We start from the raw sequence: 16,843 nt of genomic DNA, 5'->3' as shown, positions 1-16,843 counted from the left end.
CACATCTTAAGAATAGTGTGTCAAGATTTCACGATAATATTTGAGGAATTTACAAAGATTTTTAGAGATTAATGACGGTTGATAGGCTTAAGTTAAATGTACTGAAAAAAACGAATACAGTTGTGATTTCAATTATACTCTCTAGGTCATAAAGCACCCAAGGTCTTCGTTTTTGGGTGCTTTATGTTTATTTCCCGACTATGTCGCTTAAGGGACATAAATTATGTCATGTGGATTTCATTAATTTTGGATCATCCAGTGTAAAATGTTAAAGATTAGGAAAATTTAGATGGTTCAGAAGATAAGGTATTTTAAAATATTTTTTTTGAAAGGGGTTGCAGATTAATTAAGCTGGCCTGGCAAATAAGTTGGATATAAGCCTCGAAGAGATGACTTCTCTTTGAGGCTATAATTTATTAATTGTTTTCTGATACATGCCAGCGAAGGGGCTCTACCCCCCTGAAGTTTTACGAAGCCCCCACTTACGGAAGTGGGGTTCTTAAAAAATATTAATAGTCAGATGTCGCAAATTTAGAGCTGGGGGAGTTTTATTATGTCTAAACTGACCAAACGTTCCATGTCAATTAAAACCCGGATTACCCTTTTAGCTGGTCTGGTTGTTATTGTTGTTGTGGCAGCGTTATCTGGGGCAAGCCTTTGGAATGCCGAGAAGCTGCTTAGTACTAGTGAGCTTCAAACGGAAAAGCTTGTGGAACAGGGAATACAGGATGAATTCGTTAATCGCCTAGATCGCGCGAAGTCTTCGGTGCTATCGATGACCCTCAATCCAGACGTGGCAAAGGCCTTAGCAGAACGTGACAGAGCTTCAATTGTACGTCTTGTACAGCCCGTTTTTGAAGAGATCAAGAAAGAAGGCTTTAGCCAACTTCAGTTTCATCTTGCACCAGCCACTTCGTTTTACCGGGCGCATTCGCCCAAAAAATTCGGGGATGATCTTTCAAAAATTAGGCCTACGGTTGTGACGGCTAATCAAGAACATAAAATAGTGCAAGGGCTAGAAGAGGGTGTCGAAGGATATGGATTTCGAGTGGTGGTACCAGTCAAGTATCAAGATCAGTGGGTAGGAACTGTCGAATATGGAATGGATTTCGGTGATGATTTTTTAAGAGCTTTACAGAAGAAGAACCCCGGAGATTATTTTATCTATTTACTCGATCCATCGACTTCAATGGTTAAAAATGTGAAGGAGAATGGAGGGTTACTGTCTGGTACTGGACAAGATAATTTTCCAGTCTCGGAAGGATTGGTAAAAGCACTCGTTAATGGACAAGCTCAATTTACGATCAGTGGGGATGGCCAGTCGAATGTTTTACTCATTCCTTTTAAAAACTATCAAGGTGAAGTAAAGGGCTATATTAAGACCGTACTCTCTCGCGAAAGTGTGGTGCAAGAGTTAAACTCCTTAAAACGTTGGATATTTATGGTGGGATTATTGGTCCTTATTTTTGGTGTGCTTTCTGGATACTTTGTCTCTATAGCCTTTACCAGGCCGTTGATTCAGTTAGCGGAAGATGCGGAGGTTTTGGCCACAGGTAATTTGAACATTGATATTAAAACGAATTCGTATGGAGAGTTAGAGACCCTGGCTAATGCAATGAAAAAGATGCTGGATAATACCAAAGAAATATGTTTTTCGATTAATCAAGCTGTGAGGCATGTAGAGGAATCAACGAGAGGAATTTCGGTTGCAACCGATCAAACCTCAGAAGGAGCAGATCAAGTTGCTTTAAGTGTCAGTCAGGTAGCTAGTAGTGCTCAGAAAATTGCAGAGAGTACGAGTGAGATCGGGGTGCAAAGTAAAGGCATCAATCAGAGTGTCCGAATTTTAGCTGGGCATATGGAGCGCGTCGCTGGAAGTACCTCTAAAGTTACTGCCCAAACATTGTATGGTGAAGAAATACTAAAGGATCTGGCAGCAAAGATGCATATCTTTACGGCTAAAGTGGAGGAAATCCAAAAGGGAAGTCATATTCTGAGAGAGCAGACGAGAGAAATTCGTGGGATTACCCAAATTATTACCGAGATTTCAGACCAGACGAATCTCCTTGCTCTTAATGCTGCGATTGAGGCAGCTCGCGCTGGGGAAGCAGGACGTGGATTTGCTGTTGTAGCAGAGGAAGTCCGCAAACTGGCCGAAGGATCAAGGCAAAGTGCCTCTCAAATTGCAAAGCTAATCGATGAAGTAACTCTGAATGTTGAAGATTCAGCTCGAGCTACAGAAGAGGCAGTCAGCTTAATCGAAGAACAATCAGGCATTGGGGATCGGGCATTGGGACAATTCACGGAGATTTCTCAGGGGACCCAAACTATCGGTCAACTGCTGGCGGTCATGGAGGGTGAAGTTCGGCAAGTCGTTCAGATGGAGCAGGCAGTATCTAAGTCTGTTCATAAGGTTTCAGAAATGTGTCAAGAAGATGCTGCTGCTGCAGAGGAGATAGCCGCTTCAACGGAAGAAATGAGCGCAACGATCAGTACGATTCGGGATAGTGCGAGACAGTTGATTGTCTTGATGGAGGAATTGAAAGCCCAAAGTAAGCGGTTTGTAATTTGAAGTTCGGATTCCAATCAGGTATAATTACAAGACTACTTATTGATATTCAAATTTAGCTGATTTAGAGTTTAACACTCTCTTGGGTAGCTTGAGGAGGAAAACTATGCAATTGGCAACCGTTAAGGAAATTTACAGAGGGACTGACCAGTTTCTCAATCAAAAGGTGGAGCTATCTGGGTGGGTTCGCACCGTACGCACTTCCAAGGCGTTTGGCTTCATAGAAATTAATGATGGAAGTTTTTTTGAAAACATTCAGGTAGTTTTTGAAGAGAGTCTTGAAAATTTTATGGAGATTGGGAAGCTTACGATTAGTTCCGCCCTGCGTATCCAAGGAACCCTTGTCCCTTCACCGGGAGCAAAGCAACCATTTGAATTAAAAGCGGAGAAAATCGAGATTCTGGCCTTGTCTGCGGCGGATTATCCTCTCCAGAAGAAGCGGCATACATTTGAATATTTACGGACGATTGCCCATCTGCGCCCCAGAACGAATACATTTGCTGCAGTCTTTCGGGTGAGGTCTGTGGTTGCCTATGCCATTCACAAATTCTTTCAGGAAAAGGGTTATGTCTATGTGCATACCCCGATTATTACCGGCAGTGATGCCGAGGGCGCTGGAGAGATGTTCCGGGTAACGGCACTAGACATGGCTCAACCACCTAAGGACGAGGCGGGCAACCTTGATTTTTCCAAAGACTTTTTTGGACGTGTTGCCAGCCTAACGGTCAGTGGTCAGCTCAATGTAGAGACGTATTGTATGGCTTTTCGCAATGTCTATACGTTTGGCCCCACGTTTCGAGCGGAAAATTCCAATACCGCGAGACATGCTGCGGAATTTTGGATGATTGAACCAGAGATTGCCTTTGCGGATCTTACCGATAATATGAATTTGGCCGAAGAGATGATGAAATTTATCATTCAGTATGCTTTGGATAATGCTCCTGAGGAAATGGCATTTTTCAATAGCTTTGTCGATAAGACCTTATTTGATCGGTTAGGAAATATCTTAAGCTCCGAGTTTGGTCATATTACCTATACTGAGGCAGTAGAACTGTTGGAGAAGGAAGATGTGGACTTTGAGTATCCCGTTCATTGGGGTATGGATCTTCAAACAGAGCATGAACGTTACTTGACAGAAAAGATCTTTAAGAAACCAGTCTTTGTCTCAGATTACCCTAAAGGAATTAAAGCGTTCTATATGCGATTAAATGACGATAACAAAACCGTGGCAGCCATGGATTTGCTTGTTCCAGGAGTTGGTGAGATCGTCGGGGGAAGTCAGCGTGAAGAACGTCTTGAGATCTTACAAAGTCGAATGCAAGAATCTGGATTGAATCCTGAGGATTACGGGTGGTATCTTGACATTAGACGATATGGTGGCGTAAAGCATGCAGGGTACGGCCTGGGTTTTGAACGAGTTATCATGTACTTGACTGGAATGTCCAATATCCGCGATGTGATCTCTTTCCCGAGAACGGCGAATTCTTGTGAGTTTTAGCGGTCCTTCTATGAGGCTGGTTGTAGATGTATTGTCAGTTAAGTATGAGGTTTTTTGTGATTCTTCTGGACAGGTGTGCTAATTTGGTACATCTGTTTTATTTTTTAAAGTCTCCATTAACGTTACTTATGCCACGATAGATATTTTTTGAGGAAGATCCAGGTATTAGACACCTGCCTTAAGATTTATTTGTCTTTATTTCAGTACTTCTCACCAATTTCTGTGTCAAATTTTCTCTTTATGTGCAAAACTATAGGTCTTTACGCACCAAGGACGGAGCTATCCAAGGAGATTTCGGTAATATTCCGTTCATTAACCCAGTAATAAAGTTTGTCCTATGATGTCCATTACCTTTAGGTATAGCTAATAATTATTGTGATATCTTAAAGGGCAAGAGACTGTTAGCAAATCAAGCAACAGTCGGACGTACAGTATGTTATAATAAGTACAAGAAGTGAGGTGAAGTGGTCATGTACCGGTTAGATGATTTGAATCCAGTGCAGCGGGAAGCTGCAGAGCATAGAGAGGGGCCGCTTCTAATTCTTGCGGGAGCTGGTTCGGGAAAGACTCGCGTGCTTACCTATAGAATTGCCCATTTGATTGCTCAAGGGGTAGAACCCGGTGAGATATTAGCGATTACATTTACCAATAAAGCGGCCAAAGAGATGCGGGAACGAGTGGCCACCTTACTGGGCAGTGAGGGGTATGGATTATGGGTCACGACATTTCACTCGGCATGTGTCCGCATTCTGAGACGTGAAATTGATAATTTGCCAGGATATACGAAGAATTTTGTTATTTATGATACAGGGGATCAACAGTCGATACTTAAAGCGTGCTTAAAAGAACAAAATTATGATGAAAAGAAATTCCCAGTGCGCGGTGTGGCGGCAGTTATTAGTGATGCCAAAAACAAACTTCAAGATCCCGAAGCATTTTCCTATAAGGCTGCTAGTTATTTTGAACAAAAAGTCGTGGATATTTATCGTTCGTATCAGAAACGACTCAAGAGTAATAATGCGCTTGATTTTGATGATATTATCATGCTTACAGTTCAGCTCTTTCAGCAAAACAACCATGTCTATCGGTATTATCAGGATAAATTCCGCTATATTATGGTCGATGAGTACCAAGATACGAACCACGCCCAGTATATGTTGATCAAACTTTTGGCGAGTGAATATCGGAATCTCTGCGTGGTGGGAGATGATGACCAATGCATTCTTCAAGGAATGCAGGTGAATACTCCTCATGGGACTATTCCCATTGAAGATGTCGAAGTGAATCAAACTCTTGTCTGCGCCTCTGGTCAGGGAGAAACGATTCACGGAACCGTCGATCATGTAGCAAAGAAACACTACCAAGGTCCTGTGATAAAAATTACAACCCAAACAGGTAAAGTAATTAAAGCCACTCCCAATCATATTGGTTTTGCTAGAGTTAACTCTAATCCAGGCGTTTATTACGTTTATTTAATGTATAAACGTGGTATAGGATACCGAATTGGTCAGACTCAAGGAGTAAGAAGTAGGAAGGGCGAAATAGTCAACGGATTATTCGTTCGTCTAAATGGTGAACATGCTGATAAAATGTGGATTCTGAAGGTTTGCAAGGACAAAGCAGAAGCTGCTTATTATGAACAATTACTTTCTGTCACTTATGGAATTCCGACAATGGTGTTTCACTCAGCTGGACGTAAGCTTGTAATAGGTCAGGAATATATTGATAAGTTATTTAGAGAAGTTAATACTAACCTAGCAGCTGTTAAGATAATGAAAGATCATATGATTTTTGAAGAATACCCACACCATTTCAGTAGCGCTGTGATTAGGGGTCAATCTGTAAGAAGAATCGTTAATGTAAATTTTTTTGCGGGCAGAAAATCGGGAGCGACTAATTATTGCAGCCACAGAATTGCGTTAATTACTTCTGGAGAGGAACTTAGACATCAAGCAGTAGAAAATGGTTTTCCAGTGCGCGATGGACAGAGAAATACATGGAGAACTGAAACTGAAAGACTCATCTATGATGAAGCAGATGTGTATGCTAAAAAGCTCTCACAAATTGAAGATGGGTTGGAGATCCATAAGAAGGCAAGGTTAACAGATGGTGAGAGTTTTCGATTTATGCCTTTTGCCCACTTAAGACCTACAATGAGTGTACCCGTTTTTGAGAACGGCAGGATTGTTGAAGATATGATTGAAGCGGTTGAAGTAGAAGACTATGACGGGTATGTCTATGATCTCTCCGTACCAGACCTTAGACAGTTTATATGTGAAGGGGTTGTGGTGCACAATTCCGTCTATGGATGGCGCGGGGCGGATATCCAAAATATCCTCGACTTTGAGCGGGATTATCCAGAAGCCAAAGTCATTAAACTTGAACAAAATTATCGATCGACGCAAAAGATCCTTAATGCTGCTAATGCAGTGGTCAGTAATAATGAATCGCGTAAAGAGAAGTCACTCTGGACGGAAAATTCTGAGGGGCAGTCCGTCGTGTGTTATGTGGGATCTGATGAGCGAGATGAAGCGGACTATGTCGTTAATCGGATTCAACGCTTACATGAGCTAGAAGGTCGTCCGTTTAATGATTTTGCGATTCTTTATCGGACGAATGCTCAATCACGGGCTCTAGAGGAGCGTCTGATGAAGGCGGCTACGCCTTATCGCGTTTTCTCTGGGCTGAAATTCTATCAACGTATGGAAATCAAAGATATCTTAGCGTATTTAAAAGTCTTATATAATCCAGCTGATCAAGTGAGTTTTGCTCGTGTGCTCAATGTGCCCAAGCGCGGCCTTGGAGACAGCACTTTGCAAAAGATTTTAGAATACTCCGATGAACAAGGAATGCCTGTGCTGGACGCCATTTTGGAGGCAGAGTATATTCCGGATTTGTCGACACGAGCTAAGAAGCCTTTGTTAGGCTTTGCCCAAATGATGCAGGGCTTACTAAACTTGGCACGAGAGGCAAGTGTATCCGACTTAGTAGAAGAGATTCTGAACAAGACGGGGTACAAAGCGATCCTTAAGGCTGAAGACACACCTGAAGCGGAGACTCGGCTAGAAAATCTAATGGAATTTCTGTCCGTAACCGCTGAGTATGATGCCAAAGCTGCCCAAGCTGAGCAAAATGCCTTAAATGATGGAGTTGAACCAGAGGAAGCTGTCCGTGGCTTAAGCGGTTTCTTAGAACAAGTATCGTTGGTTGCTGATATTGATGAATTAGATCAAGCAGAGGCGGCAGTAGCCTTAATGACGATGCATAGTGCGAAGGGTTTAGAATTCCCGGTTGTTTTAGTGGTTGGTATGGAAGACGGGATTTTCCCTAGTAGCCGTTCACTCATAGAGCCAATTCTTTTAGAGGAAGAACGCCGACTTTGTTATGTCGCTATCACTCGGGCGAGGGAGAAACTATACCTGTGTAATACAGAAATGCGGATGCTCTATGGCAAGACGCAATACAATCAGCCCTCTCGCTTTTTGATGGAGATTCCGTCGGATTTAATGACGGATATTGACCCACTTGATCCACCAAAACGTCGTCTCGCTACTCCAGCGAAATCAACGAGGAGACGGGATTCTATGTCGGATCGAACCATTCCTTTGGGTTCAGGGTCGTGGGAAAAGGATTTTGGAAGTACACTCGTTATTAAAGGGGGTGAGGCGCATCAGGTAGGAGAAAAAGTGGAACACGCGACGTTTGGTCGAGGGATTATTGTCTCCATTAAGGGAGAGGGAAATCAAGCGGAACTGACAATTGTTTTTGACGGTGGAATCAAGAAACTAATTGCGGAGTATGCCAAGTTAACGAAACTGTGACATTTTTTTTACCATGGTGCATTTCCCAAAATTGAGGAGAAGAAAGGTTTAGGTGTTAAATATGTCAGATAAAATTTATATTGTTGGACACAAAAGCCCAGATACAGATTCAGTTTGCTCAGCAATCGCTTTGGCTCGTTTAAAAGAACTCATGGGAGCCGACAATGTTGTTCCCTGCTCGGCCGGAAAACTCAATAAAGAGACTGAGTATGTGCTCAATTATTATGGAGTAGCTATTCCTGAAGTATTAGAGTCCATAGAAGCTAAACAAAAATTGATTCTCGTCGACCACAATGAGTATGGTCAAGCGGTTGCTGGTGCAGATCAAGCTCAGCTCGTGCAAATTGTTGATCATCATAAAGTGGGCGGCTTCCAAACTTCGGAACCCCTTTATGTTCGTATTGAGCCCGTAGGTTCCACATGCACGATTGTAGCTCAAGAATACAAGGAAAAAGGCTTAGTTCCTGAAAAAGCGATTGCTGGCATTTTACTCGCAGCCATTCTTTCCGATACTGTCATCTTCAAATCTCCAACCTGCACTGAATTGGATAAGACGATTGCTGCTGAACTGGCTGCTATTGCCGGAGTTGATCCTAAGACCTTTGGTATCGACATGTTCAAAGCATCTTCCAACATTGCTGAGCGTACTCCTCAAAGCATGATTGAAGAAGATCTTAAGGCCTTCACGATGGGTCCTCACAAAGTTGGAGTTGGACAAGTAAGTCTGATGGGTTTGGATGGATTTGAAGAGGTTCGGGCAAACTTAACTGCAGCCATTGAAGCACATCGTGTGGCTCAAGATATGCGTTATCTCTGCTTGATGATCACGGATATTTTAACAGATACCACAGAGCTGATCGTAAAAGGGGACAACCCAGAAGAAGTAGCTAAAGCCTTCGGCAAAGAAATTGTCAATGGCAGTGTTGATCTTCCAGGAGTGCTTTCTCGTAAGAAGCAAGTCGTACCACAAATGACGACATATTTCCAAGCTTAATTATTTGTACCTAGGCAATGAGTTAATGAGTTAAGTAGTAGTATTGTGGGAAAAATAGTAATAAGCTTACTAAGTCATTAACTTTGAAAGCCTTGTGCTATTGTTTTAGGGTTATTGATTAACGTTTAGAGAGACGAGGATCGGAGAGATTTCAGTGCAGGATGAATTCGAGCGCTTAGCCACGCTTCGCAGGGAACTTGAAGAGGCTAATAAGCAGTATTATGGGCTTGACCAGCCACACATCACAGATGCAGAATACGATACTTTAATGCAAGAGCTCCTGAACTTAGAAGCCAAGCATCCAGACTGGGTAACTCCGGATTCTCCGACTCAACGGGTTGGGGGAGAGGTCGCCAAAGAATACACGAAGGTGCGGCATTTGGAACCTCTCCTTAGTTTAGACAATGCCTTTGCTCCAGGAGATTTACGAGAGTTTGATCGACGCGTACGTCAGGTAGCCGCCTCAGTGAACTATGTAGTTGAACTTAAAATCGATGGTTTAACAGTCGCTCTAACCTATGAGGAAGGGCTTATGGTGCGTGGAGCAACTCGGGGAGACGGTTCTATCGGAGAAGATATCACCGCTAATGTTAAAACCATGGGTTCAATTCCTCTGCGTTTAAATAAGGCAGTTCCAAGGTTAAGTGTGCGGGGAGAAGGGTATATGCCTAAAGCTTCCTTTGCTCGTTTAAATCAAGAACGTGAAGAGGAAGGGCAATCCATATTTGCCAATCCGCGTAATGCTGCAGCAGGGTCATTGCGTCAACTGAACTCTCGAATCACTGCCGAGCGTAAACTAGACTACTTTGCCTATCAAGTTTTATCAGCCAGAGAGTTGGGATTACATAATCAATTAGATGTGCTCACCTATTTAAAAGAACAGGGGTTTGTGGTAAACCCTGAGTATAAAGTATTTAGTGATATCGAAGAGGTAATTACATATTGTGAAGAAATGGCAGCAGAGCGTCACCGCTTCCCATATGATATCGACGGTCTGGTAATTAAAGTGAATGAGTTTGACCTTCAACAGGAACTTGGCTTTACAGCCAAAAGTCCGCGCTGGGCGATTTCATATAAATTTCCGGCGGAACAGGTTGAAACGGTCGTTGAGGATATTATCATCCGAGTAGGGCGTACTGGAGTTTTAACGCCCACCGCCGTACTGAAAGCAGTTTCCGTGGCAGGGTCCACAGTGAGTCGTGCCACACTTCATAATCTAGATAACATTCGGGATAAGGATATCCGTATCGGAGATTATGTACTCTTGCATAAAGCAGGAGATGTAATTCCAGAGGTTGTCCGAGCGTTACCCGAAAAACGCACCGGTGAGGAAAGGCTTTTTGAAATGCCAGATCTCTGTCCAGAATGTCAAAGTCCGGTTTTGCGTGAGGAAGGGGAAGCGGCGTACCGTTGTCAAAGTATTATCTGCCCTGCCCAACAACGTGAGGGGATTATTCATTACGTCTCGCGAGATGCCATGGCAATTGAAGGACTAGGACCCGCAGTTGTTCAACAACTCCTAGAGGCGGGGTTGATCAAAGATGCGGCTGATCTTTATTCAATGACGTTCGATGCTTTAACCCCTGTGGAACGGATGGGGAAAAAATCGGCAGAGAATTTGCTGAAGGCCATTGAAGACAGCAAAGAGCGCGGACTGGCACCGTTGATTTTCGCCTTGGGAATCCGTCACACTGGGGAAAAAGCAGGGAAGATTTTAGCTCAGACGTTTGGTTCGATGGAAAAACTGCAGGAGGCCACCCTAGAGGAGTTACAAGCGATACCGGACATTGGACCAGCAATGGCGGAAAGTCTGGTGCAGTTTTTCAGCCTGGAGAGTACGGGAGATTTTGTGGCAAAATTGCGTGCAGCCGGTGTGAATATGACCGCAGGAACCTCGACCAAACCACAGATATTTGCGGGTAAAAGCATCGTCGTGACCGGTTCTCTAGAGCGCTGGGAACGGCGGGAGATCGAAACAATGATCGAGGAGTATGGTGGAAAAGCGGCAAGTAGTGTTAGCAAGAAGACCGCCTTCGTCGTCGCGGGAGAAAAAGCTGGCTCAAAGTTAGTGAAAGCCCAGGGACTGGGAGTACCTATCTTGACCGAAGAGGAATTTGAACAGATGATTAAGCATTAATAGTGAAAGCCGGTTTCTCCATAATGTGAGAAACCGGCTTTTACACGTGTTACGAGGATGCTCTTTTTAACGTGTTAAGGGTGTGTTAAGGGTGGCGTGTTAACGTGTTAAGGGCGTGTTAAGGGGACGGTCCTTTTAACACGCTTTAAGTAAGGAAGTGGGCAAGGTTCTTGAAACGCATTTTATGCAAGTCACAAACCGTCACCACCTGGCCTATCTGCAAGTCAAAAACCCTCCCCAACTTGCATATTTAGATAAGGTGGATAGCTAAAAAGGCCTTTACCTTCGTTGTCTTTGGCAATAATTTGTTTGACTCCAGCGTTAGACCCTATTCTGGCATAGTTATAAGTTTCTTGATGTTCATAAAATACTAAATAGATGATCGCAGTATCATCAAAAATTATCTGCATCTCCTTAATGTTCTTATCATTTATAACTCCTCCCAGGAATATGTAAGGTATTTCTTCGTTTAATTTTTTCATGAATGAAGTCATAAAGTGAACATCAAACGGTGTGTTTTTGTTACTTGGTCTTATATTGCTAAAAACTACTTCACTGAAGTCGATGTTTTTTGATATTTGTAAAAAGCCAATATATTCATCACCGTTACCCTCAAACAAAATCTGAATTAAGTCTCCTTCTGGAGTTTCGATCATTGATATTATCTTTAACTGACTAACCTTTAGGGTTGAATGCTCTTTAGAAAGGTGGGTCCTTATCGTAGAGTCAAGAAGATTAAGTTTCTTTCTTGTTTGATTAGCTTCAGTTGTTGAACAGCCGGTTACTATTAGACTTAACAATACTATAAAAAATAATATCTTTAATTTTGACAATATCAAAATCACCTCTTTTAAATTCCAGGGTAGAAGATTACTTCACTCCATTACTTGCTTAAACTCACCCTAACTCTTCTAAAATTATTTTTGTATCCCCCTCTCTATATAGAGGGATTAAATATGCCATAAGGTTACACTAAATTTATAAAAATTTAAATATTTAGGAGGTTTTAATAAAAATTACTAGAATTAATAGTTTCAGGAGGCGGATAAATTGTCAAGTAAGGACTTAGAAATCTTTGAAATTCTAGCCAAGCAGACTTATGAAAGAGTCTATCAAACAGTATATTATTATACTAAAGATAAATATATATCAGAGGATGCTGTCCAACAGGCCTTTGTAATAGCGTATAATAAACTTAATCAGCTAGAATTTAAAGATAAATTTGCTTCATGGGTTATTTCTATAGCTCTAAATGAAGCTAAACGAATGTTAAATAATAAAAACAATGATAAGATTACTTTATTAACTGATTTGCACCTAGGCATGCTGTCTGATAGTAGTCTTGAAAATGATATAGAACTTAAAGAGGACATCAATAATGTCCTTAAAAGACTAAATAAAAAAGAACATGAGATTTTAGTGCTCAAGTATTATGCCGATTTAACCTTGCATCAGATTGCTATGTTATTAGATATTAATCTCTCAAATGCTAAAGTAAGACTACATAGAGCAAAAGAGAAATTTAGAAACTTGATAGATAAGGATCTTAATCAAAATTTGGGAGGTTGAACTTAAGTGAGCTTATCTGAAATAGAGCTTGACGAAATAATAATAAATCATTTGTCAAAAGAGTTAGCTTCCGAGATTGAGATTCCGAATATAGATGATCAATGGCAGAAGATTAAGAATCGAATTAATGTAGAGGATGATATTCCTCAAATACCAAAAACAGTCATCAATCGAAAAGGAATAGCTATGGTTGCTACAGTTCTGATATTAGTGAGTTCTATAAACTTTTTATATCCACATAATGCGAATGCGGTTGGGAAGAGTATTGCTAAATTTTTTAGTTATGTCGTTGGAAAAACCACTAGAAATATGACTGAAACTTACCACCAGGTTAATGAGCCTCCGATGCCAAAGATACAGGATTTAGGTGATCTTGTTGAGGAAGAAGTAACTCTGGATCAAGCCAAAACTGCGACTCACTTTAAATTAGCTATTCCAACTTATCTCCCTCCTGGAGCTAACATTAGACGAGTTATACTTACATCTGTAGGGGTCAAGGTTTACCAAGTCACAATTGAATATAATCTTAATAACAAGGTCGTTGTTTTTAGACAACAAGATAACGCTAAAGGAACTTCACGGGGAACATTATATGATACAGATGATACAAGCGTAAAAGACCTAATAGTGAACGGTAGCCCAGCTATTATGTATCTGAGTAAGAATGGCTTGAATACCTTGAATACCTTGAATTGGCAAGTGAGAAATCTCCTACTGCAAATCACAGGGGTAATAACTGAAGAAGAAATTACTAAGATGGCAAATTCCATTAACTAAGAAATACCACGGCAAAAATCGTAGTATTTCTTAGTGGTATTTTTGGGACGGTTCTTGGTGTTTGGGGACGGTCCTTTTAACACACGTTAAGGTGTGTTAAAAGGACGTCCCCAAAACACGAAAGGACCGTCCCCAAAACACGTCTTATATTCAATATTTCTTGCCCCTGTCCCCTATATTTGTTATGATAGAGGATAATGCAACAAACACTCCAAAGGGAAGGTGAATAAATTGACAATTTCACGTGAAGACGTTGAATACGTGGCAGCCTTGGCGCGCCTTGAGTTAACCGAACAGGAAACTCAAGAGTATACTGAACAACTTAACTCCATTTTAGATTATGCGGCTATGTTAGAGCGTTTAGACACGAGGGATGTAGTGCCTACTGCACATGCTGTTCCTCTGCATAACGTATTGCGCGAGGATGAAGTGAGACCCTCAATTAATCATGAAAAAGCCTTAAAGAATGCCCCAGATGGGGAAGAGGGTTTCTTTAGGGTTCCTAAAATAGTCTAACCTAGAAAGGAGGTTGCGCGAAATGGCAACAGGGGATATAGAAAAGTCGATCAGTGAACAACACGAGCTACTTGTGCATAAAGATGTCAGCGCTACTGAGTTGACGAAAGCTTACATAGAACGTATTCATAGCCTTGAACCTGATTTACAAGCGTATTTAACAGTTTTGGAAGATCAGGCCTTAGCCCAAGCGGCAGAGATTGATCGCAAGATCGCTCAGAGAGAGGCTCTCAGCCCCTTAGAGGGAATTCCGATGGCCATGAAAGATAACATGTGCACAGAGGGCGTTCGTACAAGTTGTGGTTCAAAAATGTTGGAAAATTTTATTCCGCCCTATAATGCAACTGCAACAGATCGCTTACGGACCGCAGGAACGATCCTACTCGGTAAACTAAATATGGATGAGTTTGCCATGGGTTCCTCGACAGAAAATTCATATTTTGCCAAGACTTGTAATCCTTGGGATCTAGAGTATGTTCCCGGAGGATCTTCCGGGGGAGCTGCTGTCGCCGTAGCAGCGGATGAGGCCTGCTTTACTTTGGGATCTGACACAGGTGGGTCTATCCGTCAGCCTGCTGCGTTTTGTGGGGTGGTGGGAATGAAGCCAACTTACGGCGCAGTCTCCCGGTATGGCTTGATTGCATATGCGTCTTCACTTGATCAGATTGGTCCACTCACCAAAAATGTACGGGATAATGCCTTGGTCCTGAATGCTATAGCGGGATATGATCCCCTTGATTCAACATCGGTTCCTTTTGAAAAGCCGGATTATACGAAGTTCCTGGTCAATGATATCAAAGGTCTGAGAATCGGGATTCCTCGTGAGTATTACGGTGAGGGCATTGATCCGGAGGTTGCCAAAGGAATTCAAGCAGGGATTCAAACCCTGATTGATCTTGGCGCAGAAGTGTCAGAATGCTCATTACCACATACAGAGTACGCCATCCCGGCGTATTATCTGATCGCCACGGCGGAAGCAAGCTCTAATCTAGCTCGCTATGATGGTGTACGCTATGGATATCGGGCGGAGTCTGACGATGTTTTAGGTATGTTTAAATCAACCCGGGCTGAAGGATTTGGACCGGAAGTGAAACGAAGGATTATGCTCGGAACCTATGCCTTAAGTTCGGGGTATTATGATGCCTATTATCTGAAAGCACAGAAGGTCAGAACACTGATCAAGCAGGATTTTGACGAGGCGTTTGAGAAGTTTGATGTCTTACTCTCTCCGACGGCTCCGACTTCGGCTTTTAAATTTGGGGAAAAATCCGCCAACCCTTTAGCAATGTATTTATCTGACATTACGACAGTTCCTATCAACCTAGCAGGTATTCCGGCCATTTCTATTCCGGCGGGATTCGTCAAAGGTTTACCAATCGGCATGCAACTGATGGGTAAAGCGTTTGATGAAGGGACGTTGTATCGTGTAGCCTATACTTTCGAGCAAAACACGAATTATCACACGTTGAAACCAAGTTTGTCTGGGGAGGTGCTGACGCGTGGTAGTCGCTAACAACTATGAAATGATCTGTGGACTAGAAGTACATGTCGAACTACAAACCAAGACGAAGATTTTTTGTGGCTGTACAACTGAGTTTGGGGGAGACCAAAACACGCATGTTTGCCCTGTGTGCTTAGGAATGCCAGGTGCGCTCCCCGTCTTAAATGCTGAAGTCGTCAATTACGCGATTAAAGCGGGTCTCGCCCTGAACTGTGAAATCGCGGAGTTTTCCAAGTTCGACCGTAAAAACTACTTTTACCCCGACTTGTCAAAAAATTATCAGACATCCCAATTTGATTTGCCGATATGTGGCAAAGGCGGGTTAGAGATTGAAGTCGATGGAGAAAAGAAATGGATTGGGATTACTCGCGCCCATATGGAAGAAGATGCTGGTAAACTCGTACACAGCGGAGAGACCATCTCAACCTCTCATGAGTCTTCTGTCGACTATAATCGAGCTGGTGTGCCGCTGTTGGAAATCGTTTCCGAGCCTGATATGCGCTCAATTCCCGAAGTGCTTGCTTATCTGGAAAAATTAGTGCAGATATTGGAGTATACTGAAGTCTCGGACTGTCGCTTAGAACAAGGCTCAGTGCGTTTTGATGTCAATGTTTCGTTGCGACCGATTGGAGCGACGACCTTAGGAACACGTACAGAAACTAAAAACCTAAATTCGTTTAGCTCGGTGCGACGCTGTATGGAATATGAAGTGGCCCGTCAAGCTCGGGTTCTCGAGGCGGGGGAAAAGGTTATTCAAGAGACTCGCACTTGGGATGAGGGACGAGGGGTTACGTTAACCCTTCGCTCAAAAGAAGAAGCGCATGATTACCGGTATTTTCCTGAACCTGACCTAGCTCCACTAGTCATCGATCGGGAATGGGTAGAAAGAATCCGCAAAACCCTGCCTGAACTTCCGGCGGCACGTCGTGCTCGTTTGCAAGCCTTAGGGCTGTCGGCTTATGATGCTGGGGTTATCACCCAAGCAAAAGCGTTGTCTGATTTCTTCGATGCAGCTTTGGCTTACTATGGGGACGCCAAGACCTTAGCAAACTGGGTCATGGGCGACCTTACGCGTTTACTCAACTCCAATCAGTGTAGTGTGGTTGATTCTCCGATCTCACCAGAAAAATTGGCAGAACTCCTGGCACTTATTGAAAAAGGAACCATAAGCGGCAAGATTGCCAAGAGTGTGATTGAAGAAATGTACAACACGAGTAAGGATGCCAAGACGATCGTCAAGGAAAAAGGACTCGCGCAGATTAGTGACGAAGGGGCCTTGCTAGGGATTATTGATAGCGTGCTGGCTGCCAATCCCCAATCCGTAGAAGACTACCGAGCAGGAAAGGATCGAGCGATAGGGTTCCTGGTCGGGCAGATCATGAAGGCTACCAAAGGACAAGCAAATCCGGGTGTAGTAAATCAGTTGCTTAAGGAGAGATTAGCTTAGAGCAATTTTGCGTA

At 42.7% G+C, this 16,843-nt stretch carries 11 protein-coding genes; 10 read left to right on the top strand and 1 reads right to left on the bottom strand.

Going from position 1 to position 16,843, the window contains the following annotated elements; genetic code table 11:
* Window positions 1-553 precede the first annotated feature (553 nt).
* From ACYQ3Q_RS04040 to ligA, 5 genes are all read left to right on the top strand, one after another.
* On the top strand, window positions 554-2,572 hold the full coding sequence (locus ACYQ3Q_RS04040; RefSeq protein WP_459927371.1) for a methyl-accepting chemotaxis protein: 2,019 nt from the start codon (window positions 554-556) through the stop codon (window positions 2,570-2,572).
* Between the two features lie 103 nt (window positions 2,573-2,675).
* Window positions 2,676-4,067 (top strand): asparagine--tRNA ligase, encoded by a 1,392-nt coding sequence (gene asnS, locus ACYQ3Q_RS04035; RefSeq protein WP_459927370.1) that lies wholly within the window; start codon window positions 2,676-2,678, stop codon window positions 4,065-4,067.
* A 470-nt stretch (window positions 4,068-4,537) separates the two neighbouring features.
* Entirely contained in the window at window positions 4,538-7,888 is a 3,351-nt protein-coding gene (locus tag ACYQ3Q_RS04030) for a UvrD-helicase domain-containing protein (RefSeq protein WP_459927369.1), read from the top strand.
* Between the two features lie 61 nt (window positions 7,889-7,949).
* Window positions 7,950-8,882, top strand: coding sequence for a putative manganese-dependent inorganic diphosphatase (locus ACYQ3Q_RS04025; protein ID WP_459927368.1), 933 nt, complete (start codon window positions 7,950-7,952; stop codon window positions 8,880-8,882).
* A gap of 154 nt (window positions 8,883-9,036) precedes the next feature.
* Window positions 9,037-11,019: an NAD-dependent DNA ligase LigA gene (ligA, locus tag ACYQ3Q_RS04020; RefSeq protein WP_459927367.1), complete on the top strand. Its 1,983-nt coding sequence runs from the start codon at window positions 9,037-9,039 to the stop codon at window positions 11,017-11,019.
* A 224-nt stretch (window positions 11,020-11,243) separates the two neighbouring features.
* Here ligA and ACYQ3Q_RS04015 read toward each other — a convergent pair whose 3' ends face one another.
* Window positions 11,244-11,852, bottom strand: coding sequence for a hypothetical protein (locus ACYQ3Q_RS04015; protein WP_459927366.1), 609 nt, complete (start codon window positions 11,850-11,852; stop codon window positions 11,244-11,246).
* 217 nt (window positions 11,853-12,069) lie between these two features.
* Here ACYQ3Q_RS04015 and ACYQ3Q_RS04010 point away from each other — a divergent pair, with 217 nt between their 5' ends.
* The 5 genes from ACYQ3Q_RS04010 (at window position 12,070) to gatB (ending at window position 16,829) form a co-directional block, all read left to right on the top strand.
* Window positions 12,070-12,588 carry an RNA polymerase sigma factor gene (locus tag ACYQ3Q_RS04010; protein ID WP_459927365.1) on the top strand — a complete coding sequence of 173 codons (519 nt, stop codon included), beginning with the start codon at window positions 12,070-12,072 and terminating at the stop codon, window positions 12,586-12,588.
* A 6-nt stretch (window positions 12,589-12,594) separates the two neighbouring features.
* Window positions 12,595-13,365: a DUF4367 domain-containing protein gene (locus ACYQ3Q_RS04005; protein ID WP_459927364.1), complete on the top strand. Its 771-nt coding sequence runs from the start codon at window positions 12,595-12,597 to the stop codon at window positions 13,363-13,365.
* 231 nt (window positions 13,366-13,596) lie between these two features.
* Entirely contained in the window at window positions 13,597-13,881 is a 285-nt protein-coding gene (gene gatC / locus ACYQ3Q_RS04000; RefSeq protein WP_459927363.1) for an Asp-tRNA(Asn)/Glu-tRNA(Gln) amidotransferase subunit GatC, read from the top strand.
* 22 nt (window positions 13,882-13,903) lie between these two features.
* Window positions 13,904-15,394, top strand: a complete 1,491-nt coding sequence (gatA, locus tag ACYQ3Q_RS03995; RefSeq protein WP_459927362.1) for an Asp-tRNA(Asn)/Glu-tRNA(Gln) amidotransferase subunit GatA — start codon at window positions 13,904-13,906, stop codon at window positions 15,392-15,394.
* A 10-nt stretch (window positions 15,395-15,404) separates the two neighbouring features.
* Window positions 15,405-16,829, top strand: a complete 1,425-nt coding sequence (gene gatB / locus ACYQ3Q_RS03990; RefSeq protein ID WP_459927576.1) for an Asp-tRNA(Asn)/Glu-tRNA(Gln) amidotransferase subunit GatB — start codon at window positions 15,405-15,407, stop codon at window positions 16,827-16,829.
* Window positions 16,830-16,843 lie beyond the last annotated feature (14 nt).

The sequence above is a fragment of the Desulfosporosinus burensis genome (genome assembly GCF_054657535.1).
This window is presented reverse-complemented; position numbering and strand designations above follow the sequence as displayed.

Bases quoted from the DNA above. Each gene is read 5' to 3' on its own strand.
- asnS (WP_459927370.1), top strand. From the start codon at position 2,676: ATGCAATTGGCAACCGTTAAGGAAATTTACAGAGGGACTGACCAGTTT.
- ACYQ3Q_RS04040 (WP_459927371.1), top strand. From the start codon at position 554: ATGTCTAAACTGACCAAACGTTCCATGTCAATTAAAACCCGGATTACC.
- gatA (WP_459927362.1), top strand. From the start codon at position 13,904: ATGGCAACAGGGGATATAGAAAAGTCGATCAGTGAACAACACGAGCTA.
- ACYQ3Q_RS04025 (WP_459927368.1), top strand. From the start codon at position 7,950: ATGTCAGATAAAATTTATATTGTTGGACACAAAAGCCCAGATACAGAT.
- gatB (WP_459927576.1), top strand. From the start codon at position 15,405: ATGATCTGTGGACTAGAAGTACATGTCGAACTACAAACCAAGACGAAG.
- ACYQ3Q_RS04030 (WP_459927369.1), top strand. From the start codon at position 4,538: ATGTACCGGTTAGATGATTTGAATCCAGTGCAGCGGGAAGCTGCAGAG.